Here is a 26,309-nt window from a genome sequence, read left to right on the forward strand (position 1 = left end):
GACGACCACCACCAGGATGAAAGAGCCCATTCCTGAGATCGGTTCCCTGTGCGAGAGCCTCAGGTCGTACAGGGTGACTCGGTGATGCGGGCGAGGTCCAGGACCGTGTAGCGCCCACGCGTCGTTTCCCAGAACAGGATCGGTCCCGCCGCGGCCCCGGCACCTGTCTTGATCTCGTTCCAGGTTTCTCGGGCCTTGGTCGTATCCGGAGATCCGATCAACGCGGACTGTCTGGTGCACCGGTCGTAGAGCTGAAGGGCCGGTCCAAGTTGTCCGGCGCCCCAGGTGTTGGGAATCGACATGTCGCCGACGATGGTCGGAAGGCCGAGAAGGGCGACCCTGTCGCGGATCGGGGCCATGAGGAGCTGGGAGTCCCCGGGAAGAGTGGTGCGTTCGGAGCCGTTCAGCCTCAGCAGCGTGGCGTTCCGTAGCCGGGAGCGCGGGGAGTAGGTGTCACCGACGCACCAGGCCGGCCCGCAGCTCAGATCCCCAAGGTCGTCCATGCCGCTCGCGGGGGTCTCCTGACCGGTGATCAGGTTGACCACGCTGCGTTCCCGCTCGTCCCAGGCCCACGGCCAGGAGGTGACGCGAAGCCTTCGACCGGGGAGAACCCGCACGGGATCGCCGCCGGTGAGCGGGACGTGCCAGATCTCACCGTCGTAGTTCCACCACGCGGCGGTGTCGTCGGTGAGCTGGAAGCCGAACACATCGCGCTTCTTGTCCAGCGGCAGCCGCGTCACCGCGCGCATCGGTCCACCGGATCGGGGCATGGTCCACAGTTCCAGATGGCGCCGGCCGCCGGTTGTCGCGCCCGGCGCGTATCCGCTGACAAGCCAGGCCACCTGCGTGGCGTTGACGGCGGTGTGCTGAATCTCGAAACACCCTCCGCACGCCGCCCACTCGGGTGCCCTGGCCAACGTACGTCGACGCCCTGTCTCGACGTTGAGGCCGATGAACGTAGGACGGCGTTCGCCGGTCATCATGAGCAGCTCGTCCGCACCGAGTGACGCCACCGGCGTCACCGCGACACCGTTCTTCAGCTTGCGAGGCACTGTGAGCACGGCCTCCGGCAGCACATCACCGACCGGCATCAGAACAGGCAGCGTGTCGGGCCGGCTGGGCGGTTCCTGATCCGTACATCCCGTTCCCAGCATCAGGAGGACCGTCGCCAGAATCGAACCCGACCGTCTCAGCCCGCGTAGAGATCGCACAAATCATCAGACGATCGGTCACAAGAAGTGGTTCCATGAGCACGGGTGAATCCGGTCGGAACGATGAAGGTCGCAACAGGTGAAAATCGTCAGCGACCGTGATCACTCATTGAGCTGATCTCAGCGAATTTCGGCTGGGTGATTGTGCTCGAAATGGGTGAGGACGAGGCCGAGCAGGGTTCTTGTGGTGAGTCCTCTTCCACCGGAGGTTCCACACCCATTTCCGGCCGTCGACGACCTCTCCCGATAAGCCCGGAACTCTGCCGTTCATTCCTCGGAAATCCCGGCTGTCGGAACCGTTCCGCTGAGATCACCTCGTTGGCACCGTCAAGTTCCTCGCCAACGGCGAATACGTGAGCGTCGATCTGACCTACGGGGGCGACGGCTACGCCATGCTCATGGCCCGGGCGGACGTCGTCGGAGAATACGAGAAGTTCCTGGTCTCGTGACACACTGAAAACTGAAGAACGGACGAGCCTCATGGACTCGCCCGTTTCGTCAATAGGTGATGTTGCACTGACTGGAAGTGGGAAGAGGTGGCGAGGTGGTCGTCATGGGCATGTCGACCTCGAACCCGAAGTACGCGTACTGGTTCGGCCGGATGGCGCCGTTCCACGACGCCGGTCTCCACACGTTCGTCGAGAACCTCTTCACGTTCCAGAACAGGTGGACGGACGCCCCCGCCGAGAAGGGAAAGTCGATGACCGCCTCCCAGGTGGTCGACGGTGTCGTGCCGGTGTTGGTCAGCCGCGCATCGACCTGCCATCTGTACTGCCCGCCGACGGTCCCCCGGTAGTTGGCCTGGAACGTCAGCGTGCAGGTGGTGGCGGCGTCGGCGGGTGTGACGACGGTGAACGCGCCGAACAAGGCGGCCGCCAGCCACATGATCAGGTGCCGTCGCCGACGGACGCGCCGTTCTTTCATGGGCCTCTCCTGTCAGGAAGTGCGCGCGATGAAAGACGCACGCATAGGCGATGATCGAACGATACGGTCGGCGTCGAATACCGTCAACGGCACTGAAAGTTTCAGTCATTCAATGAGGTGATCTCAGCGGAATGGTTCCGGCAGCTGGGATTTCCGAAGAATGGATGATGGAATTCCGGGCTTATCAGGAGAGGTCGTCGACGGCCGGAAATGGGTGTGGAGCCTCCGGTGGAAGAGGGCTCACCACAAGAACCCCGCTCGGCCGGAAGACCACACGTGATTCCCCGTCGTGCCGCGCTGACGTCTCCCGTGAGCTCGTTCGGCATCTCGCGCGACGGCTGCGGACCGAACGCCGCCTGCGCGGAACCCCTGAAGGCAGCCGGGCACTGACACCGTTCCGGCACGCGATACTCATATTCCGCTGGTTTCGAGGCGAGACCTACATCCCCGAAACTCGGCCGCGACCGACGGAGATTCCCTTTGTGCATGCGAGAGCGTTTCGGGCGGTCGGTGGACACCTCGGGGGCGCGCGACGACATCAAAGAGGGGATCGAGTGCCAGGACGTCCTGTATGAGGCGGACGTTCACATCGCGCGGTCAGCGTACGAGGGGGAGGAAGATCGTGTCGACGATCTCTTCGAGGACGTGGTCAGGGGCCGGGGCGAAGGTCGTGAGGATCGCGAGGCGTAGCAGGTCGAAGGGGAGGGTCTTGACGCGTTCGGTGAGGTGCTCGGGGTTGATCTCGCCGCGGTCGACGGCGCGGTCGAAGATGACGTCGCCGGTTTTCTCGTGTCCCGTGGCGAGGAGTTCGCCGGGGCCGGTGCCCGTGGCCTGGTAGTAGGCGGCCAGGTGCACGCTCATCACGGTGATGAACTGGGCGCGAGTGGTGTTGATCGTCCGCATGAGGGTGAGGACGTCCTCGCGCAGGCTCCCGGTGTCGGGGACGTCGACCCGGGAGTGCTCCAGGGCGTGGGAGATGGCCGCCCGGACGAGTTCGTCGCGGTCGGACCAGCGGCGGTAGAGCACCGGAGGGCTGGTGCCGGCGCGCTGGACGACGGCGTCCATGGTGAACCTGGCGTAGCCGTTGTCGGCGAGTTCCGCCCAGGCCGCGTCCAGGAGCGCCTTCTCCAGTGCCGCTCCGCGGCGCCGCTCGGCCATCATGCCCTCCGTTAGATAGATTTGCCTATCTTATCGTGTCGCCCTATGCTGGCGGCCGGAAGGTAGACGTCTCTATCTTATCTGCCCGTTCGTGGGCACCCCCACGGGACCGGACCCGCGCGGACCCCGGCCGTTCCGCCCGCTCGGTGCCGTTCCGCCCGCTTGACGACCCCGGCACGCATCGGCTTCGCCGCCACGTACGGCACCACCGATTCCTACGGCGAGGAGTACGCCATGAGCATCCGACACCCCACCGAACCCCGCGTACCCCGGTCGCTGGGTGAGGCCTGGATGGCCCTGGCCGGGCTGTCGGCGGTGTTCCTGTTCGAGATGCTGGACAACTCGATCCTGAACGTCGCGCTGCCCTCGATCGGCCGCGAACTGCACGTCTCGACGATCGGGTTGCAGTGGGTGACGGGCTCCTACACGGTCGTGTTCGGCGGGCTGATGCTGTTCTTCGGCGCGATCGCCGACCGGTTCGGCCGACGACGGATCATGCTCGTCGGCCTGGTGCTGCTCGGCGTCGCGAGCCTGGCCACCGCGTTCGTCTCCACCGGGGAGCAGCTGATCGCCGTCCGGACGGCGATGGGGGTCGCCGCCGCGATGACCACTCCGGGATCGATGGCGCTGGCCTTCCGGCTGTTCGCCGACGACGGCCTGCGCGTCCGTGCGATGACCCTCATCTCGACCGTGGGCCTGGTCGGGCTCGCGATCGGCCCGACGACGGGCGGCCTGGTCCTCGCGATCGCGCCGTGGCAGGTCCTGCTGCTGGTGAACGTGCCGATCGCCGTCCTCGCGATCGCCGGTGTGCGGTTCGGCGTCGCCGCGGACGTCGCGGCCGACCTGCACCGCGATCCGGTGGATGTCGCGGGCGCGGTGCTGGGAACGGTGACGATCGTGCTCGCGCTCGTCACGCCGACGCTGTTCGTGGAGGAGGGCGCCGGATCGTGGGTCGTGTGGGTGGCCACGGCGGCGGCCGTCGTGGCGGCGGTCGTGTTCGTCCTGCGCGAGCGTTCGGCGCGCCACCCGCTCCTCGACATGAGACTCCTCGCCCACCCCCTGGTCTCCAGCGGCCTGGCGTTCAAGGCCGCGGCCGGGCTGGGGACCGTCGGCCTCGGTTACATGGTGACGCTGCAACTGCAGCTCGACTGGGGATGGACGCCCGCGCAGGCCGCCCTCGGGATGCTGCCGCAGGTCGTCGTCCTCATCGCGGGCGGTGCGTTCGTCGGCCCGTTCGTGCGGTGGGCCGGTCTCGACCGGGCCGCGTGGCTCAGTGCCGTGGCCGTCGTGGCGGGGCTCGCCGTCTACGGCCTGCTGGGCCGTTCCGGCTATCCGGCGGTCGCGATCGCCCTCGTGCTCGTGGCCGCCGGGATGCGCGTGGTCGGCGTCGTCGCCGGCGTCAACGTCCTGCGTGGCCTGCCGGAGAACCGGACCACGATCGGCACGGCGATCGTCGACACCGCCACCGAGGTCACCTCCGGCGCGGGCATCGCCGTCACCGGCACGATCCTCGCGGCCCTGTTCACCGGCGACATCGCCACGTCGGGCTGGACCGCGCGGCAGACCGCGCAGTTCGGGGAAGCGGTCACGGTCGCGGCTCTCACGCTCACGGTCGTGTCCGCCGCGCTCGTCGGCTGGGGAATCGTCCGTACGCGGAACGCCGCGAACGGTCAGGCGACCACGCCCGCCGACGGCGCGGTTCCCGCATAGGCCCGGCGGCCGAGTCTCCGGCCGTGCGTTCCCGGCTTGACTCTGCCGTCGCGTCAACATCTAGCGTCGTGGACAGGCCGGAGGAACCGGCTCGGTGACGGTGAGAAAACGGGTGGGCGGTCCATGGCGTGGTCGATCGCACAGGTGGCACGGATGTCCGGGGTGACGTCGAGGACCCTGCGTCACTACGACGAGATCGGGTTGCTGGCACCCGCCTGGGTCGGGGAGAACGGCTACCGCCACTACGAGGAGGACCAGCTGCTGCGACTGCAGCGGATCCTCGTGCTGCGGGAGCTCGATCTCGGTCTCGCCGAGATCGGGGAGATCGTCGACCGGCACACCGACCCGGTGGAGGCGTTGCGCGAGCACCACCGGCGGCTGCTGGGCGAACGCGACCGGCTGGACGCGGTGGCCCGCGTGGTGGCTCGTACCATCACCGAACTCCAGGAGAGCGAAGGGAAGGACGGCATGTCCAGAATCAGCAGGCCGGAGAATCTGTTCGAGGGGTTCGACGGGGCGGCGTACGGCGCGGAGGCCCGCGAGCGGTGGCCGGGGCACTGGGAGCGGGCCGGGCAGCAGGAGCTCCTGGACACCGTGACTCCGCGGGAGCTCGACCGCATGGGGCGGGAGGCGATGGCGGCAATGATCCGGATGGCCGAGCACATGGTCGCCGGCACGCCGGCCGACGACCCCGCGGTCCTCGCCGAACTCGACGCCCACTACCGGCACCTGACCCGGTTCTGGACGCCGACCGTGGCGGAGTACACGCACCTGGCCCGGATGCAGGCCGACGACGATCAGCTCAAGGTGAACTACGAGCGGATCGCCGAGGGGCTGGCCGCGTACATGCGCGACGCCATGGTCGCGTACGCGCACGCCCGGCTGAGCTGAACCTCGCCGGCCGAGGGGTGAGGGAGCCGCGGGGGCGGTCGCCCCGGCGGAACGGTGCGGCAGGGTCGAAGCCGACACCGTCCTCGCCACCGGCCCACAGCAGCCGCATCACGTCGATCGCCTCGTCGGCACGCCGTCCACGGGTGCCGAAGTCGACCCCCACCGCCCCGGCCTCGCCGGGCAGGGCGCCGAGCCCCACGGTCAGCAGCCGCATCCGCCCCTTGGACAGCACGTCGACGGTCGCCAGGCGCTTGGCGAGGATCACCGGATGGTGGTACGGCAGCAGCAGCACACCCGTCCCGAGCAGGATCCGTCGCGTGGCCGCGGCGACGAAGCTCAGGCAGTCGAGCGGATCGAGGTACGGCAGCGACGGCGGGAGCTCGAAGCGCCCGACCGTCGCCCCCGGATACAGCACGATGTGCTCGGGCAGGTACAGCGCCTCGAAGCCGCAGTCCTCGGCGTGCTGGGCGTAGGCCATGATCTTGTCGGGGTCGACGCCGTGGTAGGGCGTGCTGTAGCTGACTGCGAACTTCATCGTCGTTCCTCCGGTCGGGCGGGCCGATGCGACGGATGGCCGGTCGCCGGCCGCCGTGGCGGCACCGTGGCGGCACCGTGGCGGCACCGTGGCGGCACCGTGGCGGCACCGTGGCGGCACCGTGGCGGCGTGTGGTCTCGCCACGCGTCGGCGGCCTCCGCATCCATCTGTCGCGGCCACGCTAGAACCTTGTCACCGGCGTCAAGGCAACTCGCGACCGGTCACGGCCGCGGGAAGCGGCTGTACCGTGTCCGGCTTCCGGCCGTACGGCGAGGTCGTGGTCCGGGGCGCGGGATCGCGGGGTGTCTCAGCGGGCGGGCAGGGTCGGGTGCGGGTCGCCGGAACCCTGGCCGGGGGCGATCGCGGCCCACCGTTCGTGGTCGCGCCAGGCGCCGTCGATGAACAGCATGTCCGGGGAGTATCCCTCCCTGCGGAAGCCGTTCCGCCGGACGAGCCCGATGGAGGCGTGGTTGCCGGGCTGGATGTTGGCCTCCAGTCGGTGGAGCCGCAACACCTCGAACGCGTGGCGCAGCACCAGGCGGAGGCCCTCGGACATGTAGCCCTGGCCGGCGGTGGGCGCGAAGGCGGCGTAGGAGAGGGAGCCGCACTGGAAACGCCCGCGGATGATGTTGCTGATATTGATGTTGCCCACGATGGCGCCGGTGTCCCGCGTACGGACCAGCAGGCCCTCGGCGGCCTGCCGGTCGGCGAACCGTTCGAGGTAGGCCTGGAACTCCCGCGGTGTGCCGGGCAGGGACATCCACGGATGGTGCAGGTCGGCACTGGCACGGACCAGTTCGAGGAACTCGTCCTGGTCGTGGCCGGTGATCGGCCGCAGGGTCACCCGCGAGGAACCCTCCCACGGGCCAGCGGAGAAGGGTTCCTCCTGTTCGGGCCTGTCGTGCTGAGTCACGAGTGGGACGGTACCGCCATCCGTGGACACGGTCGTCGCCGGAGCCGCCCCGGGCCACATGGGCCGACCGGCCTGGCCGGTCACCGATCGAGGAGATCGAGCCAGGCCGCTTTCCGGGATCGGGGTCGGGGCGGCGCCGTTGTGTCGGTGGTGGTCGTTACAGTCGCCGAACACCGTTGACCTTTTCCCGAGGAGACCGCATGACCGAGCCCGACGTGACGATGGTCAGGATCGGCCAAGGTGTCGAGCTGAGCAGGCGAGGTGAGCGAGAGGCCGCTCGGAAGCTGTTCTCCGAGGTGTGGGAGGAGATCGGGGTGACGGGCGACCCCCTGCACCGGTGCGCTCTCGCTCACTCGATGGCCGACGTCCAGGACGAGGTGGAGGAGGAGCTGCTCTGGGACCTTCGCGCCCTGGAGGCGGCCGACCTGGTCACCGACGAGCGGGCCCACCGGGCTGGTGTCGCCGGTTCGGTGAGCGGTTTCTACCCTTCGCTGCACCTCAACCTGGGCGACGCCTACCGCAGGCTCGGCGACCTCGACCGGGCGCGCGACCACCTCGAACGCGGGCGTGCCGCCGTCGGCGCGCTCGGCGACGACGGCTACGGGCAGATGATCAGGCAGGGCCTGGACCGGCTCGCCGGCCGTTTGACGACGGCCTGACGGCCCTTCAAAGCGCGAACCCACGACGTCATCCCCTGCCATGGCGCCTCCCCGCCACCGCCGTCCTCATCGGATCCGGGGCATGTCACTGACGCGTGCGCGCCACAGATCGTCCTGGGTGCCCGCCTTGTGCCAGAGCCGGGCGACGCCGTCCTGGCCGAGGTCGTCGAGGGGGACGAGGAAGTCCGTGGAGAGCGTTCTGGCGAACTCGTCCACGTCGCCGATCACCCGGGACGTCATGCCGTCGGCGCCCAGCCTGCGTAGCGTGCGTGAAAGCAGCACCAGCGTGTGGCCGTCGATCGGCCGGGCGGCCATGAGCGTGGTGACATACGCGGATCTGGGGGAGGTGGACAGTTCCCGGGAGCGGGCGGCGAAGTCGGCGATCTCGCGCGGTCGCAGCCGGAGGTCGTAGGAGGCGATCGTCCCGCCGGGGTGATGATGGAAGCGCCAGGTGTCCGGATCGAGGCGCTCCAGCCGGTACGTCAGGTCCCCCTGGGTGTGCGGTCCCTCGCGCAGCTGCAGCGGCTCGACGAACCCGTCCCCGATGCCCGCGTCGGCCAGCCAGCGGCGGCCGTCGAGGTCGACCAGCAGCGCGTTGTGGTTGCCCCACGCCGCCTCGCCCCGGGCCGCGCGCAAGGCGCCGGCCTCCACCATCGTCACCTGGAAGCCGACCGTGCGCAGCAGCATGGCCAGGCCGGTGTTCTGCTCATAGCAGTAGCCGCCTCGCCCCCGCCGCACGAGTTTGTCGAACACCGCCTCCGGTTCGAGATCGATCGGCCTGCCGAGCTGGATGTCGAGGTTCTCGTACGGCACGGCCCGCCGCCAGGCGCGGTGCAGGGCGAACAGCGTCTCCAGGTCGGCGGCCACGGGCCCCTGATGCCCGATCCTGCGGAGTATCGGGTCGATGGTCATCTCTACCCCCTAAATGAAAGAAGATCCTCCGTTTAGTCAGGATAAGTGAAAGAAGACCATCCGTATACTGTTGAAGTGAAGAACGAAAGGTCCGGCCGCGAGCTCCGAGCCGACGCCAGGCACAACCGCGAACAGATCATCGAGGCCGCCCGCGCCCTCATCGCCGAACGCGGCGCCGAGGTGCCGATGGAGGAGGTGGCTCGCCGCGCGAGTGTCGGGACCGCCACCCTCTATCGCCGCTTCCCCGACCGCGAGGCACTGGTGCGCGGGGTCGCGCTGGACGGCTTCCATCGCGTGGTCGCCATCGCGCGCGACGCCGAGGACGAGGAACCGGACGCCTGGCGGGCGCTGTCGCGTTTCGTCCGACAGGCCGCCGCCGAACTGCGGCTGGCCACCTGGCTGTCGATCTGGTTCACCAGCACCTGGGAGCAACTGCGTTCCGACCCCGAGGAACAACGGCTGCGCCAGACCCTGCTGAAGATCCTCGACCGGCTCGTCCGCCGTGCCCAGGCCGACGGCGACCTGCGTCATGACGTGGACGCCGGCGACCTGACGATGATGATGGCCCTGCTGCTGCGACCGATGCCCGGCCTGCGCGCCGAACTCACCCAGCGCGGCGTGGACCGCTACCTGACGCTCATGCTCGACGGCCTGCGTGCCCACCCGGACATCCAGCGACTGCCCGACAGTGACATCGGCCTGGCCGACATCGGCGGTGGTTGACGGCCGCGTTCCCCGACGGCCGGCCTGATCCATCCGTTCCGGCAAATATGGCCGTACGGTCGGGTGCATGAGCGTCGAGGATCAAAAAGCCGGTGGCGAAGGGAGGAGCGTCCGCCCGCCGTGGAGGCGGGGCGCGCCGGGCGGGACTCTCAGGACGCCCTGGAGGCGCGGACGGGTTCTCGCGTCGGCCGCCGTGCTGGTGGCGGTGCTGCTGGCGTTCCCCTCCGTCGTGCCCAACGCCGTGGGCAATCTCGGCAGCCTGCTGGAGACCTTCCTGCCCTGGGCAGGCCTGGCCGTTCCCGTACTGCTGGGACCGGCGCTGCTACGCCGCTCGCCCCTCGCGGTGGCGTCCCTGGTGCTGCCCGCGGCGATCTGGGTCGCGGTCTTCGGTGGACGGGTGCTGCCCGCCGACCGGGTGGCGGCGGGTGACCTGACCGTGCTCCAGCACAACGTCGGCGAGGAGAACCCCGACCACGAGGGGACCGCGGCGGCCGTGGCGCGGGCCGGGGCCGACCTCGTCGCGCTGGAGGAGCTGACGCCCGGCGTCCTGCCCGTCTACGCGAGGGTCCTCGCGTCCGGCCATCCCCACCGCGCGGTCGCGGGCACCGTCGGCCTCTGGTCCAGGTATCCCCTGACGGACCCGCGGCCGGTGGACATCAGACCGGCGGACGTCGGGCCCGACTGGAACCGCGGGCTGCGGGTCACCGCGCGGACGCCGCACGGGGACGTGGCCGTGTACGTCGCCCACCTTCCCTCGATCCGCATCCGGCCGCCGGACGGGTTCGGGTCCGGGCGCAGGGATGAGAGCGCCGCCAGGCTGGGGACGGCCGTCGCCTCGGAGAAACTGGACAGGGTCGTCCTGCTGGGCGACCTCAACGGCACCCTCGACGACCGTGGCCTGGCCCCGCTCACCTCCCGGATGGCCTCGGCCCGGGAGAGGTTCGGTTTCAGCTGGCCCGCCGCCTTCCCGCTCGCCCGGATCGACCACGTCATGACTCGTACGGCGATCCCCGTCGCCGCCTGGACCCTGCCCGCCACCGGTAGCGACCACCTTCCGCTCGTCGCGCGCCTCGACCTCTGACACCCACGGGGGCCGTGCCTTCCGGGCTCGTTATGCTCGGGCGGTGAGCTTGCCGAGAACGCTCGTACTGTGGGACATCGACCACACGCTGATCGACGCCGGCGGTGTCACCGCCGACACCTACGACCACGCGCTGCACGCCACCACCGGCAGGCGGATGGAGCACCCGGTGAAGGTGGCCGGGCGGACCGAGCGGGCGATCGTCTCCGAGATCCTCCGGACGCACGACGTCGAGGTGTCGGACCGGCTCCTCGCCTCCTTCTACGTCGCCCTCGCCGAGGCGTTCGTCGTGCGCGAGGCCGTCATGCGGGAGCGCGGCCGGGCCCTGGCGGGGGCACGCGAGGTGCTCGCGGAGCTGGCGGGACGCCGGGACGTGGTGCAGTCGGTGCTCACCGGCAACACCGAGCCGGTCTCGATCGGCAAGCTCACGGTGTTCGGGCTGGAGGGCTTCGTGGACTTCGAGGTGGGCGCGTACGGCACCGACCACGAGGACCGCGCCGCACTGGTGGCCCTGGCGCAGGAGCGCGCCGAGGGCAAGTACGGGGAGTCCTTCACCGCGCGCAACACCGTGCTGGTCGGTGACACGCCGAACGACGTCCGGGCCGGCCGGGAGGGCGGGGCGAGGGTGATCGCGGTGGCCACCGGCTTCAACGACGCGAGCGTCCTGGGCGAGGCCGGTCCCGAGCTGGTGCTGGGGGACCTCGCCGAGACCGACGCCGTCGTACGGGCCGTGCTGGGCGTGCCGGACCGGAAATGAGCCGGAATCACGCGGGCCGGGGTCACGCGGGCCGGAATCACGCGAGCCGGGGTCACGCGGGGATGAGCCGGGCGAGCCGACCGCGCAGCACCGCCAGGGCGCTCTCCGCGTCGCGCTGCCCGGCCAGCACGGCGATGCCCAGTCCGGCGGCGGTGGCCAGCAGCACGATCGCCTCCGTACGTGGGTCGAGGTCCGCCGCCATGTCGCCGTCGTCCCGTGCCTGGGCGAGCCGACCGGCCACGAACGACTCCATCGCGTCCGGTGCGGCCAGGAAGGGGTGCGCGGCCAGCGCCTCGTCGGTGACGGCCAGCACCGCGTAGGACGTGTAGGCGAGGTGGAAGATCCGGCTGCGTTCGTCAGCCGGGATCGCCTCGGTGAGGATGGCCTCCAGCACCTCGCGCGGCCGGCGCGTCCCGGCCAGCTTCGCCTTCAGCCGCTCCGCCATCTGCTCCGCGAGCCGCCGCAGCGCGAAGAGTGTGAGCTGCTCCTTGGTTTCGAAGTAGTGCTGCACCAGGTGGAGCGAGACGCCCGCCTCTGCGGCGACGGCGCGCATCGTGACGGCGTGCAGCCCGCGCGTGCCCATCACCCGCAGGAGCGCCTCGGCGATGTCGTTGCGTCGGCTCTCCCGGTTGTCGGCGCGGCTCATGCGACCTCTCCATGGACAGGGCCTCGATTAGTTGGTACAACCGTACCCTATACGTCTGTACCAATTTAATTGGGGGACAGATCATGGACGGCGGCACCCGCGCTCAGGTCGGGCACTTCACCAGCGAGGCGGCGGAACGGGAGTTCCGGACCGCCTACGACACCGCGATGACACTGTGGCCGCCCCACGACACGATCGACGTGGAGACCGGGTTCGGAACCACCCGGGTCTATCGCTGCGGGCCGGTGGCGGGGGAGCCGATCGTGCTGCTTCACGGGCACGGTGCCAACGCCTCCACCTGGTACCACCAGGTGGCCGAACTCGGACGGCACCGTCCGGTCTACGCGATCGACACGATCGACGACCCCGGCGGCAGCGTGCAGCGCAGGCCCGTGACCGGCTCCGGCGACGCCGCGGCCTGGCTGTCGGAGGTCCTCGCCGGTCTCGACCTGACCCGCGCGCATCTGGTCGGCCTCTCCTACGGCGGCTGGCTCGTGCTCAACCAGGCCGTCCACCGGCCGGAGCGGCTCGCCTCCGTCACCCTGCTCGACCCCGGCGGCCTGGAGAAGGTGCCCGCACGGTTCCTTCTCAGCCTGTTCGCGGCGGTGTTCGCGATGCGGGCGCCCGCGTCCTGGCGGCCCCCGCTGGCCCGCCTTCTGGCCGTGCACGCCCTGGTCGAGCGCTCCGAGATCATGGATCCCGTCCTGCTCGGCGCCCACGCCTTCCGCCCGCACCGCAGTCCCGCACGGCGGTTCACCGACGACGAGCTCCGCCGCGTGACCGTGCCCGCGCAGCTCATCCTCGCGGCCCGCACCACGTTGATGCGGCCCGCCCAGGCACTCGCCCGTGCCCGGCGGCTCCTGCCGCTGCGCCACTCGGAGATCGTGCCCGGCATCGGCCACGCGATCCCGTTGGAGGCGCCCGACCTGGTCACCGACCGCGTTCTCGGCTTCGTCGGCCGTACGGCGGACCAGGTCTGAGCAGCTCTGATGAGGTCCGAGCAGGTCTGAGTAGATCTGAGCAGGTTCGAGCAGATCCAGCAGGGGACGGGGAGGAGAGACGATGGCGGGCAGAGCACTGGTGCTGGGTAGTGGCGGGATCGTCGGCATCGCGTGGGAGGTCGGCGTCCTGGCCGGTCTGGCCGAGCACGGTGTCGACCTGGGCGAGGCCGATCTGGTGATCGGTACGTCCGCCGGGGCCGTGGTGGGCGCGCAGCTCGCCGCCGGCGTCGGTGTCGAGCACCTGTACGGCGGGCAGCTCGCGCCACCGGACGGCGAGCGTGCTCCCAGGACCTCGGCGTTCGGCCTGGTACGCCTTGTCTGGGTGCTGAGCCGGTCGAGGACCGCGGCCGAGTTCGGCACCCGCATGGGCAGGATCGCCCTGGCCGCCAGGACCGCGCCGGAGGCCGAACGCCGGACGGAGATCGCCCGGTGGCTCGGCGGGACACGTGAGTGGCCGGATCGGCCGCTGATGATCACCGCTGTGGACGCCGGGACCGGCGAGCGGGTCACGTTCGAGGCCGGAAGCGGGGCGGACCTGGTGGACTGCGTCGCTGCCAGCACCGCGGGACCGGGCACCCGCCCGCCGGCCACCGTCGGCGGCCGGCGGTACATCGACGGCGGCATGTGCTCCCCGGGCAACGTCGACCTGGCCGCCGGCTACGACCGCGTCGTCGTGCTCGCGCCCGTGACACGCGGCGGCGGCGTCATGAAGGGGGTGGCGGAGCAGATCGCCGAGCTGGGCCCGGACGCCGAGGCGGCGCTGATCGAGCCCGAGCCGGAGGCGTGGAAGAAGGCCGTCGGCAGAGGTCTCGGCGGCATGCTGGACCCGGCCCGCCGCGCCCCCGCCGCCCGGGTGGGCCGCGCCCAGGCCGCCCGGGTGGCACCCCGGATAGCCCGCCTCTGGAACCCCTGACCCCAACGGCTCCCCGCGAGATCGTCGCCGGCCCGCGGGTATGTCAAGGATCACCTGTGGGGCCAGACCGGGAGCCGCTTTCAGCGGGGCGGGGGCCCGGCGTGCCGGACGGAACGCGACCCCGGACCTCGTCGGGTTGGTGCCGTCGTACGGGTCGCACTCGTACCGGCGGATCAGTACGGCGAGCCGGTGGGCACCGCTCCGGTGTCGATGAGGCGGACCAGCTCGGGAAGGACCGTGCCCAGGGGGGCGTCGACGGTGAGGGTCGCGTAGTCGTCGCCTCGGGTCGGGCCCTGGTTGACGATCGCCACGGGGATGCCGAGCTTCGCGGCGTGCAGCACGAACCGGCGGCCCGACATCACCGTCAGCGACGACCCGAGGACCAGGAGCAGGCGCGCCCCCTCCACGAGCGCGTAGCACTCGCGTACCCGCTCCGCCGGGACCGTCTCCCCGAAGAAGACGACGTCGGGCTTCAGCATCCCCCCGTCGCACGCCCGGCATTCGACCACCTGGAACGCGTCCATCTCCTCTTCCGGCAGTTCGACGTCGCCGTCCGGGTTGATCGCGGTGGGCAGGGCGCCGAAGCGCGGGTTCGCCTGGGTCAGGCGCCGGTCGAGCTCCTCGCGGGGGCTGGAGTGGCCGCACCCCAGGCAGACCACGTCCCGCAGGTTGCCGTGCAGCTCGATGACGGAGCGGGCGCCGCCCGCCTGGTGCAGGCCGTCGACGTTCTGCGTGACGATGCCGGACACCAGGCCCCGCCGCTGGAGGGACGCGACGGCGTGGTGGCCGTCGTTCGGCGTCGCCCGGTTCATCGTCCGCCACCCGATGTAGCTGCGGGCCCAGTAGCGTCGCCTGGCCGCCGGGTCGCCGGTGAACGTCTGGTAGGTCATGGGGGTGTGCCGGGTCAGGGTGCCGCCGGGCCCTCGATAGTCGGGGATGCCCGACTCCGTCGATATCCCGGCGCCGCTCAGCACCAGGACGCCGCCCCCGGCCAGTAGTTCCGCCAGCGTGCTCGTACCGTCGCTCACCTCTCCATGCTGCCCCACCCGCCCGGGCCGGGTGGCCCCGGGGCCCGCCGGAGGACCGGCTCTCATGATCGCTCTCTCATGGTCGCTCTCCTGTGATCACGCTGGAGGTCATGCGCCGGGGTGGTCGGCGTCCCGTACGAGCAGGGTGCCGAACGCGACGGTGAAGAAGGAGTCGAAGGCGCTCACCGAACGGTCGGCGCGGACCGCGAGGAGGGTGCCCTCCCAGGCGGCGAGAAGGAAGCGGGCCGTCGCCTCGGGGTCGAGGTCGGGACGTACCGACCCGGCCTGCCGGGCCTCGGCGAGCGCCGCCGCGATCAGGGCGGCCCACTGCTGGAAGTTCTGCCGCACGGCCGTACGGATGAGGTCGCTGCGGTCGGCGATCTCGGCACCGAAGTTGCCGATGAGGCATCCCCGGGTGCATCCGTGCCGCACGGTCTCGTCGCGGAGGAACTCGAAGTGCCCGCGCAGGCGGGTCAGGGGCTCGACCTGACTGTCGGCGAGATCGTCCATGCGGAGCCCCGCGCCGTAGCGTTCCAGGGCGACGACGGCCAGGGCCTCCTTGCTGTCGAAGTGGTTGTAGAAGGACCCCTTCGGCGTGCCGGCCGCGTCGGTGATGTCCTTCACGCCGGCCGCGTTGTAGCCCCGGACGTGAAACTGCTCCAGCGCGGCCTCGACGATCTCCGCGCGCATGCTCTTCCTGGCCATGGTCGCCCCCTCGGCTTTCAATATGGCCGGTCGTCTTGCATGCCGTCAAGTCACGATGGAGCTCGGTTGACACCTTTAAGACGACCGGTCATATTGAAAAAGCCCGGAGCACCTCCGGGACCGTCTCGCGGGCCGTCACGGCCGCGACGAGAACGCGAACCCCATGAGGAGAGCCATGTCCACCTACCGTGCCTTCGAAGTCACCGGATCGCGGAAGTTCGAGCTCGTGGTCCGCGAGCTCCGGCGGCCCCCCGTGGGCCAGGTCAGGATCCGGGTCGAGAGCTGCGGGGTCTGTCACACCGACGTCCTCGCCGCCGAGGGGCTCCGGGCCGATCCGGAGCGGCCCCTCGTCCCCGGCCACGAGATCGTCGGCGTCATCGACGCGGTGGGCGACGGCGTGACCGGCTGGAAGGTGGGGGACCGGGTGGGGGTCGGATTCCTGGGCGGCCAGTGCGGCGAGTGCGACCCCTGCCGGAGGGGCGACTTCGTCAACTGCGCGAACCAGGACCAGGTGGGAACCACCGTGGACGGCGGCTACGCCGAGGTCGTCTTCGCCAGGGGCAGCGGGCTCGTACGCGTTCCCGAGGGCATGAGCTCCGTCGAGGCGGCGCCGCTGCTGTGCGCCGGTCTCACGACGTTCAAGGCGCTGCAGCGGGTGGGCGGCCTCCCGGGGTCGCTGGTGGCCGTCCAGGGGATCGGGGGCCTCGGTCACCTGGGCCTGCAGTACGCCGCCAAGCTCGGTTACCGCGTGGCCGCCATCGCCCGGGGAACGGGCAAGGAGGCGCTGGCCAGGCGACTGGGGGCGGACCACTACATCGACAGTTCCAGCGAGGACCCGGGGGCCGCCCTGCGGGAGCTCGGGGGCGCGGCCGCGATCATCGCGACGGCGACCAGCGGCGCCTCGATGACGCCGCTGGTCGCCGGGCTCGCGCCTCGCGGTCAGCTGGTGGTCGTCGGAGCCGCCATGGACCCCATCTCCGTCAACACCCCCGACCTCATCTTCGGGACCCGCACGATCAGCGGGAGTCTCACCGGCAGCTCGATCGAGAACGAGGACAACCTGGCCTTCAGCGGGCGGCACGACATCCGCCCGATGATCGAGACCATGCCGCTGGCGGAGGCGCCGAAGGCGTACGAGCGGATGCTGGGCGGCGAGGCCCGGTTCCGCGTCGTCCTCGACATGGCCGCGTGAGCCGACCTGTCACGGCCGGTGCCCGTCCGGCGGTCGTCGCCGGTCACCCGCGACGGCCAGTGCGTGCGCGGCCCAGCGGCCGAGTATCCGTTCCCCCTCGGCGGCCGCCGCGTGAGCGGTGCCGGGGGCCACGACGGTCCCCGGGGGCAGGTGCGGCGTGACGCGGGCGAGGGCGTCGGCGTCGAGTTCGACGTGGAACTGCAGGCCGTAGGACGCGCCGACGCGGAACGCCTGGTGCGCGTACCGATCTGAGCCGGCCAGCAGCACGCCGTCCTCCGGCAGGTCGAAGGTGTCCTGGTGCCAGTGCACGACCGGCAGTTCCGGCCCGGACGGTCCGAAGACCGGGTCCGCCAGCCCGTCAGGGGTGAGCGTGACGCTCCCGGTGCCGACCTCGATCGCCGGTCCGCGCCGTACCTCCGCTCCCAGCGACGCGGCGAGCAGTTGCGCGCCGAGGCAGACGCCGAGCACCGGCCTGCCCTGGCGTACGCACCGCGCGATGAGTTCCCGCTCGCCCGCCAGGTGCCGGTGGTCGTGGTCGTCGAGGGCGCCCATCGGCCCGCCGAGGACCACGAGCACATCGAGCCGCGACGCCTCCGGCAGGGGTTCGTGCCGGTCGGCGCGCACCACCCGCACCTCCGCGCCGGCCGAGGACAGCGCCGTCGCGATCAGGGCCGGGCCCTCGAACGGGACGTGCTGGATGACTACTGCGCGCACACGGGTCTCCTCTTCGTCGTGCCGGCTCTCTTCGCGGTCCCGGCTGCGGAAAGCGATACGTACCGGGAGGGACGGGAGCGGGCGAGTCGCCCGCCGCCCGCCCCGCCAGGTCAGTCGGCCTTGCGCAGGGCGACCTTCGGGAAGTCGAGGGGGACCTCCAGCGCGACGTTGATGTAGTTGGTGAAGAGGTTGAGCGCGACGTGCGCCACCAGCTCCACGATCTCCTCGTCGTCGAAACCGGCCGTACGCAGCGCTTCGACGTCGGAGTCCGTCACCTGCGCGCGGTTCTCCACCAGCTTGGCCGCGAACCCGAGCGCGGCGTCGACGCGCGGGTCGTGCGAGTGGCCGGCCTGGGCCTGGCGCATGTCCCCCGCCGGGACACCGGCCTTGCGGCCCAGGGCGGTGTGGGCGGCCAGGCAGTACTCGCAGCTGTTCCGGTCGGCGACGAGCACGGCGACCTGCTCGCCGAGCTGGGCACCCAGGCGTCCGCCGCCGAGGGCTCCGAAGCCGGCCCACATCATCTTCAGCGCGGCCGGCGAGTTGGCGACGGCCTTGAACATGGCCGGCGTCGTGCCGAACGCCGCGGTGATGTCGTCCAGCAGGGGCTCGGACTCACCGGTGGCGCTCTGAGCGTCGATCAGTTTGACACGGGACATCGGAGGGTGCTCCTGTCATCATCATCGAAAGATGGGTGAGGTGCCGTGAACGCGCACTGCCTACGCGCACGTCCGGACGGCCGAGACCGGAGGTCTCGCGGTCGTGATCGATGCCGATCGCCAGGGCTGCCGCTGCGTGCGCACGTCGAACAGAGTTTGCGCAGGTAGCGGGCCTGTAAACGCTTGGCTCGATCAACCGTTAGTAGTACTATCAATGCTGATCGGTGCCACGTCAAGCCAAAGTTAGGAGTACGAAATATGACCGAGGGCTTCGACGCGATCAGCGAGCCCGTCGCGAGGCGTGTAACGAGCGGCCTCTCCAAGATCGGTACGGTGCTCCGGAGCAGGGCGTGGAAGGGGGCCGGGTCCGCGGGCGTGACGCCGACCCAGGCGCAGGCCCTGGAACTGCTGCGCGGGCGGCCGACGAGTCTCGGCAGCCTCGCCGCCCGCCTGGGCGTCTCGGCCGCGACCGCGAGCACCGCGGTGGGCACGCTGGTGGAAAAAGGGCTCGTGGTGAAGGAGCCCGGCGCGAACAGGCGGTCCGTGACCCTGCGCCTCACCACGGCCGGCGAGACGATGGCGGATCGTGCGAGCGAATGGCCCGACTTCCTGAGCGGCGCCGTCGAGACGCTCGACTCCCGCGAGCAGACCGCCATGCTGCGGTCGCTGGTCAAGCTGATCCGTACGTTGCAGCAGAACGGCGACATCCCGCCGCAACGCATCTGCGTCACCTGCCGCTTCTTCCGGCCGAACGTCCACGCGGACTCCGCGAACCCCCACCACTGCGACTACCTGGACGAACCATTCGGAGATCGGCACCTACGCCTGGACTGCGCCGAACAGGTCGACGCCTCCCCCGAGCAGCAACAGCTCGCCTGGCAGCGCTTCACCTCCTCGTGGACGACCTAGGCCGGCTTCCGCGCGCCCGGCCCCACCGGGACCGGCGGCGGCGGTCACGGCCGACCGGACGCTACTCCTCGGCGAACGGCTCGTCGCTCCAGCGGAACCACGCCTCGCCGTTCCGGATGTGAAGCAGGAACTCCGCCACCGGACGATGCGGCCCTGTCAGGCGCACGGTTTCCGCGATCTCGTCATGGATCGCCTCCCACCGCTCGTAGTCCTCGTCGAGGGTGTCGAGCAGCGCCAGTTCTCGCTGGAACAGCGGTTCCACGTCAGGGAACGCGGGCCCGGCGACGAACCGGCCGCGGAGCCACAGCCCGTCCGCACCCTTGACCTCGATTTCGCCGACCAGGTCGTCCCGGCGCGTCAGTCGCCAGATCTCGCCACTTGAGCTCATCGTCGCTCCCGCCCTCCGCCGCGAGGTCCTCGCGACGGGATTCGCATGTTTCGCATGTCAGGGAAGTCTCGGCGGGCACGGTCCGCCACGGCGATCCGCGGGCCGCCGGTCGCCGGGCCGTCCCGGGCCCGGGTGGCGCTCCGCTCTTGCCGGCCCGGCGAGGGCTGCGCGTACGAGAAGGGTGCGGGTCGCCGGTGCCGGGCCGGGCGTGCGGAGGTTCCGGGGGACCTGTTCTCATTCCTCCCCGGAGAACCTCTCCCAGGCCGACTGCCGTGTCATTCCCAGGGCCGCGCCGATCCTGGACCACGTGACGCCGCGGTCGCGCAGGCGGTCGACCCATACCCGCAGGTTGGCGTCGACCTGGCTGCTCACCAGCGCGACGCGGGGCAGGAGGTCGAGAATCTGCTCGTCGGTCATGCTGTCCGGCCCGTGGATCTCGGCGGCCGCCGGGGGCTTCGACGCCTCGCTGAGGAGTATGTCCTGGCACAGCCCCACGCACTCGTTGCAGATGTACACGCCGGGACCGGCGATGACCTTCTCCACCTCGGTCTCCGCCTTGGCGCAGAAGGAGCAGTGGATCGCCTGGTCGGCGAGAGACGGAGCCGGCATGTGGTCCTCCCGGAGCGATGGTTGTCAGGCCGCGCCTGACGCGGCTAGCCGTGAATCTACGCTGTCAGGGAGTGCCTGACAAGAGGGCTCGTGAGAGAGGCGGATCTCCGGTCGGGCGCGTCAGCGGAAGTCGTCGGCGTGGTCGGCCGCCCACCGGCGGAACGGGGTGGCCGGCCTCCCGGTGAGTTCCTCCACCGTGGAGGTGGACGGCTCGGGGGCCGTCACCATCTGCGCGTACGCGCCGATCATCTCCTCCGCCGCCGCGGGTGGCCAGCCCTGGTCGAGCAGCCCGCGCAGCGCGATCTCGGGCGGGAGCTCCTCCCAGCGGATCGGCCGGCCGACGGCCTGGGCGATGGCGGCCACCTGCTCGATCTGGGTCAGGGGCTCGGGACCGCTCAGCACGTATCTCGCCCCGGCGTGGCCGGTGCCGGTGAGCACGCTCACCCCGGCGGCGGCGATGTCCCGCTCGTGGATCAGCGCCCTTGAGGCGGCTCCGTGGATCCAGCGGACGACCCCGGTGTCCCGGATCTGCGGGGCCCACATCAGGGTGTTGGCCGCGAACCCGCCGGGCCGCAGGAACGTCCACTCCAGCCCGGACCGCTCGATCAGCCGTTCCACGAGGGCGTGGGAGCCGAGGATCGAGTTCGGGTCCACCTCGGGCGTGCCCGGTGCCTGGTCGGGGACGCCCTGCGAGGAGAGGTAGACGATGCCGCGGGCGTGCTCGGCGATCGCCTCGATGGTCGCGGGTGCCGCGTGGTCGGCCGAGAGGGTGGGCCAGACGAGGAAGACCGACTCGACCCCGTCCAGGGCGCCGTCCAGCGTGGCGGGGTCGGCCAGGTCGCCGCGTACGACCTCGGCGCCCTCCGGGAGGGTGGCGGACGCGGGATCGCGGGACAGCGCGCGCACGGCGACGCCCGCGTCGAGAAGCTGGGAAACGACCTGCCCGCCGACCTTGCCGGTCGCTCCGGTGACCAGGATCATGCGAATCTCCTCCGTCGATGGGATGTCCCGACCAGCCTGCAACCTCACCTTTGGTCGAGGTCAAGGAGGAAAGGAGGAGCGGTGCCCGCCACGGCGAACCGGGGGTGGCCGATGTTTTCCCGGGATCCGGCCAATCCGGTGGGGCGGCGGCTACGGATCTCCGGTGAGGGGAGCGTCAGGCTCCCGGCGGGCCGCCGCCCGAGTGGCCTCCCGACCGGCGGCGGGCCCGACCGGGTGAACGGCCGCGCGGCTCGGGATCGGAGGGCCCCGGGCCGCGCGGCTTTCAGCGTGCGGCGGTGGCCTCCTCGTCGTCCGTGACCACGGCGCCGCTGAACTGCGCCGAGTACAGGCGGTGGTAGGCGCCCCGGGCGGCGAGCAGCTCGTCGTGGGTGCCGTGCTCGACGATGCGTCCCGCGTCCATCACCAGGATGAGGTCGGCGTCGCGGATGGTGGACAGGCGGTGGGCGATGACGAAGCTGGTGCGGTCCGAGCGGAGCGCGGCCATGGCGTGCTGCACCAGGACCTCGGTGCGGGTGTCGACCGAGCTGGTGGCCTCGTCCAGGATGAGCAGGGACGGGTCGGCGAGGAAGGCGCGGGCGATGGTCAGCAGCTGCTTCTCCCCGGCGCTGACGTTGCTCCCCTCCTCGTCGATCACGGTGTCGTAGCCGTCGGGCAGGGTGCGTACGAAACGGTCGACGAACGTGGCCCGCGCGGCGGCCAGGAGCTGCTCCTCGGTGGCCAGGGGGTTGCCGTAGGCGATGTTCTCGCGGATGGTGCCGCCGAACAGCCAGGTGTCCTGGAGCACCATGCCGATGTGCGAGCGCAGGTCGTCGCGGCGCATCGCGGTGATGTCGACGCCGTCGAGGGTGATCCGTCCCGAGTCCAGCTCGTAGAAGCGCATGACGAGGTTGACCAGGGTGGTCTTGCCCGCGCCGGTCGGGCCGACGATCGCGACCGTGTGCCCGGGTTCGGCCACCAGGGACAGGTCCTCGATGAGAGGCTGCTCCGGGTCGTAGCTGAAGGACACGTGCTCGAACTCGACACGGCCCCGCCTGACGGTGGGAGGCACCGGGACTGCGGGGTCCGGGGCCTGCTCCTCGGCGTCGAGCAGCTCGAAGACCCGCTCGGCCGAGGCAACCCCCGACTGCAGCAGGTTGGCCATCGAGGCGACCTGGGTCAGCGGCTGGGTGAACTGCCGCGAGTACTGGATGAACGCCTGCACGTCGCCCAGGCTCATCGACCCGGTGGCGACCCGCAGGCCGCCGACGACGGCGATGGCGACGTAGTTGAGGTTCCCGATGAACATCATCGTCGGCATGATGATCCCGGAGACGAACTGGGCGCCGAAGCTGGCCTTGAACAGCTCCTCGTTCCGCTGCCTGAAGACCTCCTCGACCTCGGGGCGGCGGCCGAACACCTTCACCAGCTCGTGACCGGTGAACGCCTCCTCGATGTGGGCGTTCAGGGTGCCGGTGTGGGCCCACTGCGCGACGAAGTGCTTCTGCGAGCGCTTCGCGATCCGCGCGGTGACGACCATCGACAGCGGGATGGTGACCAGGGCGATCAGCGCGAGCAGCGGCGAGATGACGAACATCATCGCCAGCACGCCGATCACGGTCAGCACCGAGGTCAGCAGCTGGCTCATCGTCTGCTGCAGGCTCTGGGCCACGTTGTCGATGTCGTTGGTGACCCTGCTGAGCAGCTCGCCGCGCGGCTGGCCGTCGAAGAACCGCAGGGGGAGCCGGTTCAGCTTGTTCTCGACCTCCTCGCGCAACCGGAACACGGTGCGCTGCACCACGTCGTTGAGCACGTAGCCCTGGATCCAGGCGAAGGCCGACGCCGCCACGTAGATCCCCAGGACCCACAGCAGGATCGTGCCCAGCGCGCCGAAGTCGATGCCCCGGCCCGGTACGAGGTCCAGCCCCGCGAGCAGGTTGGCGAAGTTGTCGTTGCCCGACGCGCGGGCGGCGGCGATCGCCTGCTCCTGGGTCGTGCCGGCGGGCAGCTGCTTGCCGATCACCCCGGTGAAGATGATGTCCGTCGCGTAGCCGAGGATCTTCGGGCCGATGACGTTCAGCACCACGCTGGCCACGGCGAGGGCGACGACGGCCAGGAGTTTCGGGCGGTCGGGATGCATGCGCCGCATCAGCCGTCGCGCGGACGGCCCGAAGTTCATCGACTTCTCCGCGGGCATCCCGGCCGCCCCCATGGGTCCGCGGCCGAAGCCGCCGCCTCCGGCGGGAGGGCCCGGAGGGCGCGGGCGCGTGGTCGTCATGGGCCGGTCGCTCATGCTGCGGTCTCCGCGGCTAGTTGGGACTCGACGATCTCCAGGTACGTCGGGCAGGAATCCAGCAGCTCGTCGTGGGTTCCCAGGCCGACGATCACGCCGTCGTCCAGGACGATGATCTGGTCGGCGTCGGCGATGGTGGAGACCCGCTGGCCGACGATGATGACGGCGGCCTCGGCGGTGTGCGGGCGCAGGGCGGCCCGCAGCCGCGCGTCGGTGGCCAGGTCGAGGGCCGAGAACGAGTCGTCGAACAGGTAGATCTCCGGCTTGCTGACCAGCGCCCTGGCGATGGCGAGCCGCTGCCGCTGCCCGCCGGAGACGTTCGTGCCGCCCTGCGCGATGGGCGCCTCCAGGCGCTCGGGCATCGCCTCGACGAAGTCGCGGGCCTGGGCGACCTCCAGCGCCTCCCACAGCTCCGCGTCGCTCGCGTCGGGGTTGCCGTACCGCAGGTTGCTCGCGACGGTGCCGCTGAACAGGTACGGCTTCTGCGGCACCAGGCCGATGCGCGTCCAGAGCGTCTGGGGGTCGAGGTCGCGGATGTCGACGCCGTCGACCGCCACCGTGCCGGAGGTGGCGTCGAACAGCCGGGGGATCAGGGAGATCAGTGTCGTCTTGCCGGAGCCCGTACTGCCGATGACGGCGGTGGTCCGTCCCGCGCTCGCGCGAAAGGAGATGCCGGACAGCACCGGCGCCGCCGCGCCCGGATAGCGGAACTCGACGTCGCGCATCTCCAGCTCCGCGTGCCCGCTCACCTGCCGTACGGGGTCGCCGGGCGGTGTCACCGACGACTCGGTGTCGAGCACCTCGACGATGCGCTCGGCGCAGACCGCGGCGCGCGGGATCATCATCGAGATGAAGGTGGCCATCATCATCGACATGAGGATCTGCATCAGGTACATGAGGAACGCGGTGAGGGCACCGATCTGCATCTCGCCGCTGTCCACCCGGGCGGCGCCGAACCAGAGCACGGCGATGCTGGAGACGTTGAGGATCAGCATCACGGTCGGGAAGATGAGCGCGGTCAGCCGTCCGACGCGCAGCGACGTGTCGGTCAGCGCCTGGTTCGCCTCGGCGAACCTGCGGGTCTCCTCGCGCTCCCGTACGAAGGCGCGCACGACGCGGATGCCGGTGAGCTGCTCGCGCAGCACCCGGTTGACCAGGTCGATGCGTTCCTGCATCGCGCGGAACTGGGGGACCATGCGGGTGATGATCAGGCCGATCGACACCAGCAGGGCGGGGACGCAGACCAGCATGAGCCAGGACAGGCCGAGGTCCTGACGCAGCGCCATGATGATGCCGCCGACGCCCATGATCGGCGCGGCGACCAGCATCGTGCAGGTCATCACGACGAGCATCTGGACCTGCTGCACGTCGTTGGTGCCACGGGTGATCAGCGAGGGGGCCCCGAAGTGGGAGACCTCCCTGGCGGAGAACCCGCCGACCTGGTGGAAGACGGCCGAGCGGACGTCCCGGCCGAACCCCATGGCCGCGAGGGAGCCGTAGTAGACCGCCGCGACCGCGCAGGCGATCTGCACGAGGGAGACGAGCAGCATCCAGCCGCCCGCCGACAGGATGTAGCCGGTGTCGCCGGTGGCGACGCCCCGGTCGATGATGTCGGCGTTCAGGCTGGGCAGGTACAGGGAGGCGATGGTGCCGACCAGCTGCAGCACCACCACGGCGGTCAGCGCCCACGAGTAGGGGCGCAGGTACGTGCGGAGCAGGCGGGTCAGCATGACGGCTCTTCACGTGGGACGGCCGGGCGAGGGGCGTCACGCCGGGAACCCGGCCGTTGACCGGTCTCGTCCGTCGCCCCGTTAACCGGGATCATGGGGATTTCCTCCAGGGGTGTGGGCATCAGCCTGCGATGTGAACCTTGGTTGAGGTCAAGGAGGACATCGGGGCGGGGGGTCGAGGGTGCCGGAGGGTCGGCGCCGGGGTCAGGGGAGTCGTTCGGGGGCGCCGGGGCGCAGGCGTACGCCGTCGAGCAGCATGGAGACGATCTCCGAGGCGGCCATCGGGTCGTTCTGGACGAGCCGGGGATGGGTGCACGCGAAGGTCAGCAGGTGCAGCCTGCGCGCGGCCTCGCGCGGTTCGAGCCGCAGCCGCTCGCGGGCGGGTTCGATCAGGTCGGTGAGCGCCTGCCCGATGAGGGCGCTCTCCTCGGCGAGGTTCTGGTTGCCGCGACTCGCCTCGACGGCTTTCAGCCCCATCGCGTCCACCAGGCGGAAGATGCGCGCGGTGCGCCGCTGCAGGATCTCGACCGCCTCGACGAGCCGGACGTCCAGGGGGGCCGTACGGTCGATGGCCTCCAGCTCGCCCAGCATCGGGGAGGAGTCGCAGGCGCTGGCCACGGCCGCGTCCACGAGCTCGTCCTTGGTGGTGAAGACCCGGAAGATCGTCCCCTCGGCCACGCCCGCGGCCTGCGCGATCTGCCGGGTGCTCACGTCGGGCCCCTCGGCGAGCACGAGCGCCAGGGTGGAGGCGACGAGCGCCGCGCGCCGCTCGTCGGGGGGAAGGGGAGCTGCCCGCTGTGAGGTCGAGGTCACGTCGGGCATCCTAGCCGAGGAGTGAGTGAGTCGCTCACTCATTTAAATCGGTCCAGGCGCACGGCCCCGGAGGCCTGGTTGTGCGGTCCCGGAGGTCTGGTCGTTCACGGTTCGCGGAGCGGCCGGTTCGGGGTCGGGAGGTGTGTCTGGGGTCCCTGTGGAAGAAGTGATCTTTTCCGGGGAAGTTCAGGTTCTTTTTCCGGCAAATGTAGGAAAAAGCAGCTAGAAAGCTCATCTTTCACCCGATGCGCCGGGCTTCG

At 70.6% G+C, this 26,309-nt stretch carries 27 protein-coding genes; 10 read left to right on the forward strand and 17 right to left on the reverse strand.

Translation table 11 applies throughout. The annotated features are described in order from the left end of the window. Positions 1–59 precede the first annotated feature (59 nt). From AC5L38_RS28495 to AC5L38_RS28505, 3 genes are all read right to left on the reverse strand, one after another. A complete protein-coding gene (locus AC5L38_RS28495) occupies positions 60–1,091 on the reverse strand; it encodes a hypothetical protein (RefSeq protein ID WP_495245902.1) in 1,032 nt (343 codons plus the stop codon). A gap of 618 nt (positions 1,092–1,709) precedes the next feature. Further along, entirely contained in the window at positions 1,710–2,135 is a 426-nt protein-coding gene (locus AC5L38_RS28500) for a cellulose binding domain-containing protein (protein WP_495245903.1), read from the reverse strand. A gap of 597 nt (positions 2,136–2,732) precedes the next feature. Continuing rightward, positions 2,733–3,293 (reverse strand): TetR/AcrR family transcriptional regulator, encoded by a 561-nt coding sequence (locus AC5L38_RS28505; protein WP_495245904.1) that lies wholly within the window; start codon positions 3,291–3,293, stop codon positions 2,733–2,735. A 162-nt stretch (positions 3,294–3,455) separates the two neighbouring features. Between AC5L38_RS28505 and AC5L38_RS28510 the strand changes: the two genes are divergently transcribed. Together AC5L38_RS28510 and AC5L38_RS28515 are read left to right on the forward strand one after the other, a co-directional pair. Then, positions 3,456–5,003, forward strand: a complete 1,548-nt coding sequence (locus AC5L38_RS28510; protein WP_495245905.1) for an MFS transporter — start codon at positions 3,456–3,458, stop codon at positions 5,001–5,003. A 123-nt stretch (positions 5,004–5,126) separates the two neighbouring features. Next, entirely contained in the window at positions 5,127–5,894 is a 768-nt protein-coding gene (locus AC5L38_RS28515) for a MerR family transcriptional regulator (RefSeq protein WP_495245906.1), read from the forward strand. Here AC5L38_RS28515 and AC5L38_RS28520 read toward each other — a convergent pair. Together AC5L38_RS28520 and AC5L38_RS28525 are read right to left on the reverse strand one after the other, a co-directional pair. After that, positions 5,806–6,429: an LLM class flavin-dependent oxidoreductase gene (locus tag AC5L38_RS28520; protein ID WP_495245907.1), complete on the reverse strand. Its 624-nt coding sequence runs from the start codon at positions 6,427–6,429 to the stop codon at positions 5,806–5,808. The genes AC5L38_RS28515 and AC5L38_RS28520 overlap by 89 nt on opposite strands. A gap of 307 nt (positions 6,430–6,736) precedes the next feature. Beyond that, entirely contained in the window at positions 6,737–7,342 is a 606-nt protein-coding gene (locus tag AC5L38_RS28525; RefSeq protein WP_495245908.1) for a GNAT family N-acetyltransferase, read from the reverse strand. A gap of 200 nt (positions 7,343–7,542) precedes the next feature. Between AC5L38_RS28525 and AC5L38_RS28530 the strand changes: the two genes are divergently transcribed. Next, a complete protein-coding gene (locus AC5L38_RS28530; protein WP_495245909.1) occupies positions 7,543–8,001 on the forward strand; it encodes a hypothetical protein in 459 nt (152 codons plus the stop codon). Positions 8,002–8,067: 66 nt separating this feature from the next. On the opposite strand, the gene AC5L38_RS28535 is transcribed toward AC5L38_RS28530, so the two are convergent. Continuing rightward, on the reverse strand, positions 8,068–8,913 hold the full coding sequence (locus AC5L38_RS28535) for an arylamine N-acetyltransferase family protein (RefSeq protein WP_495245910.1): 846 nt from the start codon (positions 8,911–8,913) through the stop codon (positions 8,068–8,070). Positions 8,914–8,988: 75 nt separating this feature from the next. Between AC5L38_RS28535 and AC5L38_RS28540 the strand changes: the two genes are divergently transcribed. From AC5L38_RS28540 to AC5L38_RS28550, 3 genes are all read left to right on the forward strand, one after another. Beyond that, entirely contained in the window at positions 8,989–9,636 is a 648-nt protein-coding gene (locus AC5L38_RS28540; protein ID WP_495245911.1) for a TetR/AcrR family transcriptional regulator, read from the forward strand. A gap of 67 nt (positions 9,637–9,703) precedes the next feature. Beyond that, on the forward strand, positions 9,704–10,717 hold the full coding sequence (locus AC5L38_RS28545; RefSeq protein WP_495245912.1) for an endonuclease/exonuclease/phosphatase family protein: 1,014 nt from the start codon (positions 9,704–9,706) through the stop codon (positions 10,715–10,717). Between the two features lie 43 nt (positions 10,718–10,760). Continuing rightward, a complete protein-coding gene (locus AC5L38_RS28550; protein WP_495245913.1) occupies positions 10,761–11,474 on the forward strand; it encodes an HAD family hydrolase in 714 nt (237 codons plus the stop codon). A gap of 52 nt (positions 11,475–11,526) precedes the next feature. On the opposite strand, the gene AC5L38_RS28555 is transcribed toward AC5L38_RS28550, so the two are convergent. Continuing rightward, positions 11,527–12,120, reverse strand: a complete 594-nt coding sequence (locus AC5L38_RS28555; RefSeq protein ID WP_495245914.1) for a TetR/AcrR family transcriptional regulator — start codon at positions 12,118–12,120, stop codon at positions 11,527–11,529. 83 nt (positions 12,121–12,203) lie between these two features. Here AC5L38_RS28555 and AC5L38_RS28560 point away from each other — a divergent pair, with 83 nt between their 5' ends. Further along, complete coding sequence (locus AC5L38_RS28560) at positions 12,204–13,100, forward strand: alpha/beta fold hydrolase (protein WP_495245915.1); 897 nt, start codon at positions 12,204–12,206, stop codon at positions 13,098–13,100. A gap of 82 nt (positions 13,101–13,182) precedes the next feature. Continuing rightward, positions 13,183–14,034 carry a patatin-like phospholipase family protein gene (locus tag AC5L38_RS28565; RefSeq protein WP_495245916.1) on the forward strand — a complete coding sequence of 284 codons (852 nt, stop codon included), beginning with the start codon at positions 13,183–13,185 and terminating at the stop codon, positions 14,032–14,034. A gap of 173 nt (positions 14,035–14,207) precedes the next feature. Here AC5L38_RS28565 and AC5L38_RS28570 read toward each other — a convergent pair whose 3' ends face one another. After that, a complete protein-coding gene (locus AC5L38_RS28570; RefSeq protein WP_495245917.1) occupies positions 14,208–15,062 on the reverse strand; it encodes an NAD-dependent protein deacetylase in 855 nt (284 codons plus the stop codon). A gap of 108 nt (positions 15,063–15,170) precedes the next feature. After that, on the reverse strand, positions 15,171–15,767 hold the full coding sequence (locus AC5L38_RS28575) for a TetR/AcrR family transcriptional regulator (RefSeq protein WP_495245918.1): 597 nt from the start codon (positions 15,765–15,767) through the stop codon (positions 15,171–15,173). A gap of 175 nt (positions 15,768–15,942) precedes the next feature. Here AC5L38_RS28575 and AC5L38_RS28580 point away from each other — a divergent pair, with 175 nt between their 5' ends. Further along, positions 15,943–16,959, forward strand: a complete 1,017-nt coding sequence (locus AC5L38_RS28580) for an alcohol dehydrogenase catalytic domain-containing protein (protein WP_495245919.1) — start codon at positions 15,943–15,945, stop codon at positions 16,957–16,959. 9 nt (positions 16,960–16,968) lie between these two features. Here the strand turns inward: AC5L38_RS28580 and AC5L38_RS28585 are convergent, their stop codons facing one another. Then, positions 16,969–17,673, reverse strand: a complete 705-nt coding sequence (locus AC5L38_RS28585; protein WP_495245920.1) for a type 1 glutamine amidotransferase — start codon at positions 17,671–17,673, stop codon at positions 16,969–16,971. A gap of 110 nt (positions 17,674–17,783) precedes the next feature. Further along, on the reverse strand, positions 17,784–18,329 hold the full coding sequence (locus tag AC5L38_RS28590) for a carboxymuconolactone decarboxylase family protein (RefSeq protein ID WP_495245921.1): 546 nt from the start codon (positions 18,327–18,329) through the stop codon (positions 17,784–17,786). A gap of 258 nt (positions 18,330–18,587) precedes the next feature. On the opposite strand from AC5L38_RS28590, the gene AC5L38_RS28595 reads away from it, so the two are divergent. Then, a complete protein-coding gene (locus tag AC5L38_RS28595; RefSeq protein ID WP_495245922.1) occupies positions 18,588–19,238 on the forward strand; it encodes a MarR family winged helix-turn-helix transcriptional regulator in 651 nt (216 codons plus the stop codon). A 61-nt stretch (positions 19,239–19,299) separates the two neighbouring features. Here the strand turns inward: AC5L38_RS28595 and AC5L38_RS28600 are convergent, their stop codons facing one another. The 6 genes from AC5L38_RS28600 to AC5L38_RS28625 all read right to left on the reverse strand — a co-directional run bounded on the left by AC5L38_RS28600 (position 19,300) and on the right by AC5L38_RS28625 (position 26,049). Next, positions 19,300–19,626: a hypothetical protein gene (locus AC5L38_RS28600; RefSeq protein WP_495245923.1), complete on the reverse strand. Its 327-nt coding sequence runs from the start codon at positions 19,624–19,626 to the stop codon at positions 19,300–19,302. Positions 19,627–19,860: 234 nt separating this feature from the next. Next, positions 19,861–20,235: a ClpX C4-type zinc finger protein gene (locus tag AC5L38_RS28605; RefSeq protein ID WP_495245924.1), complete on the reverse strand. Its 375-nt coding sequence runs from the start codon at positions 20,233–20,235 to the stop codon at positions 19,861–19,863. Positions 20,236–20,355: 120 nt separating this feature from the next. After that, the gene (locus tag AC5L38_RS28610; RefSeq protein ID WP_495245925.1) at positions 20,356–21,216 is read right to left on the reverse strand and encodes an NAD(P)H-binding protein; all 861 of its coding nucleotides are present in this window, start codon (positions 21,214–21,216) and stop codon (positions 20,356–20,358) included. A gap of 283 nt (positions 21,217–21,499) precedes the next feature. Then, complete coding sequence (locus AC5L38_RS28615) at positions 21,500–23,506, reverse strand: ABC transporter ATP-binding protein (RefSeq protein ID WP_495245926.1); 2,007 nt, start codon at positions 23,504–23,506, stop codon at positions 21,500–21,502. Further along, positions 23,503–25,236: an ABC transporter ATP-binding protein gene (locus AC5L38_RS28620; RefSeq protein WP_495245927.1), complete on the reverse strand. Its 1,734-nt coding sequence runs from the start codon at positions 25,234–25,236 to the stop codon at positions 23,503–23,505. The genes AC5L38_RS28615 and AC5L38_RS28620 overlap by 4 nt, the downstream gene beginning before the upstream one ends. Positions 25,237–25,440: 204 nt before the next feature. Continuing rightward, entirely contained in the window at positions 25,441–26,049 is a 609-nt protein-coding gene (locus tag AC5L38_RS28625; protein ID WP_495245928.1) for a TetR/AcrR family transcriptional regulator, read from the reverse strand. Positions 26,050–26,309: the final 260 nt, after the last annotated feature.

This window comes from Streptosporangium nanhuense (assembly GCF_059358815.1).

What these genes read in the sequence shown, in the direction of transcription:
- AC5L38_RS28495 (WP_495245902.1), bottom strand. Translation starts at nt 1,091, where the DNA reads ATGCCGGTCGGTGATGTGCTGCCGGAGGCCGTGCTCACAGTGCCTCGC.
- AC5L38_RS28500 (WP_495245903.1), bottom strand. Translation starts at nt 2,135, where the DNA reads ATGAAAGAACGGCGCGTCCGTCGGCGACGGCACCTGATCATGTGGCTG.
- AC5L38_RS28505 (WP_495245904.1), bottom strand. Translation starts at nt 3,293, where the DNA reads ATGGCCGAGCGGCGCCGCGGAGCGGCACTGGAGAAGGCGCTCCTGGAC.
- AC5L38_RS28515 (WP_495245906.1), top strand. Translation starts at nt 5,127, where the DNA reads ATGGCGTGGTCGATCGCACAGGTGGCACGGATGTCCGGGGTGACGTCG.
- AC5L38_RS28520 (WP_495245907.1), bottom strand. Translation starts at nt 6,429, where the DNA reads ATGAAGTTCGCAGTCAGCTACAGCACGCCCTACCACGGCGTCGACCCC.
- AC5L38_RS28530 (WP_495245909.1), top strand. Translation starts at nt 7,543, where the DNA reads ATGACCGAGCCCGACGTGACGATGGTCAGGATCGGCCAAGGTGTCGAG.
- AC5L38_RS28535 (WP_495245910.1), bottom strand. Translation starts at nt 8,913, where the DNA reads ATGACCATCGACCCGATACTCCGCAGGATCGGGCATCAGGGGCCCGTG.
- AC5L38_RS28545 (WP_495245912.1), top strand. Translation starts at nt 9,704, where the DNA reads ATGAGCGTCGAGGATCAAAAAGCCGGTGGCGAAGGGAGGAGCGTCCGC.
- AC5L38_RS28555 (WP_495245914.1), bottom strand. Translation starts at nt 12,120, where the DNA reads ATGAGCCGCGCCGACAACCGGGAGAGCCGACGCAACGACATCGCCGAG.
- AC5L38_RS28560 (WP_495245915.1), top strand. Translation starts at nt 12,204, where the DNA reads ATGGACGGCGGCACCCGCGCTCAGGTCGGGCACTTCACCAGCGAGGCG.
- AC5L38_RS28565 (WP_495245916.1), top strand. Translation starts at nt 13,183, where the DNA reads ATGGCGGGCAGAGCACTGGTGCTGGGTAGTGGCGGGATCGTCGGCATC.
- AC5L38_RS28575 (WP_495245918.1), bottom strand. Translation starts at nt 15,767, where the DNA reads ATGGCCAGGAAGAGCATGCGCGCGGAGATCGTCGAGGCCGCGCTGGAG.
- AC5L38_RS28580 (WP_495245919.1), top strand. Translation starts at nt 15,943, where the DNA reads ATGTCCACCTACCGTGCCTTCGAAGTCACCGGATCGCGGAAGTTCGAG.
- AC5L38_RS28590 (WP_495245921.1), bottom strand. Translation starts at nt 18,329, where the DNA reads ATGTCCCGTGTCAAACTGATCGACGCTCAGAGCGCCACCGGTGAGTCC.
- AC5L38_RS28595 (WP_495245922.1), top strand. Translation starts at nt 18,588, where the DNA reads ATGACCGAGGGCTTCGACGCGATCAGCGAGCCCGTCGCGAGGCGTGTA.
- AC5L38_RS28600 (WP_495245923.1), bottom strand. Translation starts at nt 19,626, where the DNA reads ATGAGCTCAAGTGGCGAGATCTGGCGACTGACGCGCCGGGACGACCTG.
- AC5L38_RS28605 (WP_495245924.1), bottom strand. Translation starts at nt 20,235, where the DNA reads ATGCCGGCTCCGTCTCTCGCCGACCAGGCGATCCACTGCTCCTTCTGC.
- AC5L38_RS28610 (WP_495245925.1), bottom strand. Translation starts at nt 21,216, where the DNA reads ATGATCCTGGTCACCGGAGCGACCGGCAAGGTCGGCGGGCAGGTCGTT.
- AC5L38_RS28615 (WP_495245926.1), bottom strand. Translation starts at nt 23,506, where the DNA reads ATGAGCGACCGGCCCATGACGACCACGCGCCCGCGCCCTCCGGGCCCT.
- AC5L38_RS28620 (WP_495245927.1), bottom strand. Translation starts at nt 25,236, where the DNA reads ATGCTGACCCGCCTGCTCCGCACGTACCTGCGCCCCTACTCGTGGGCG.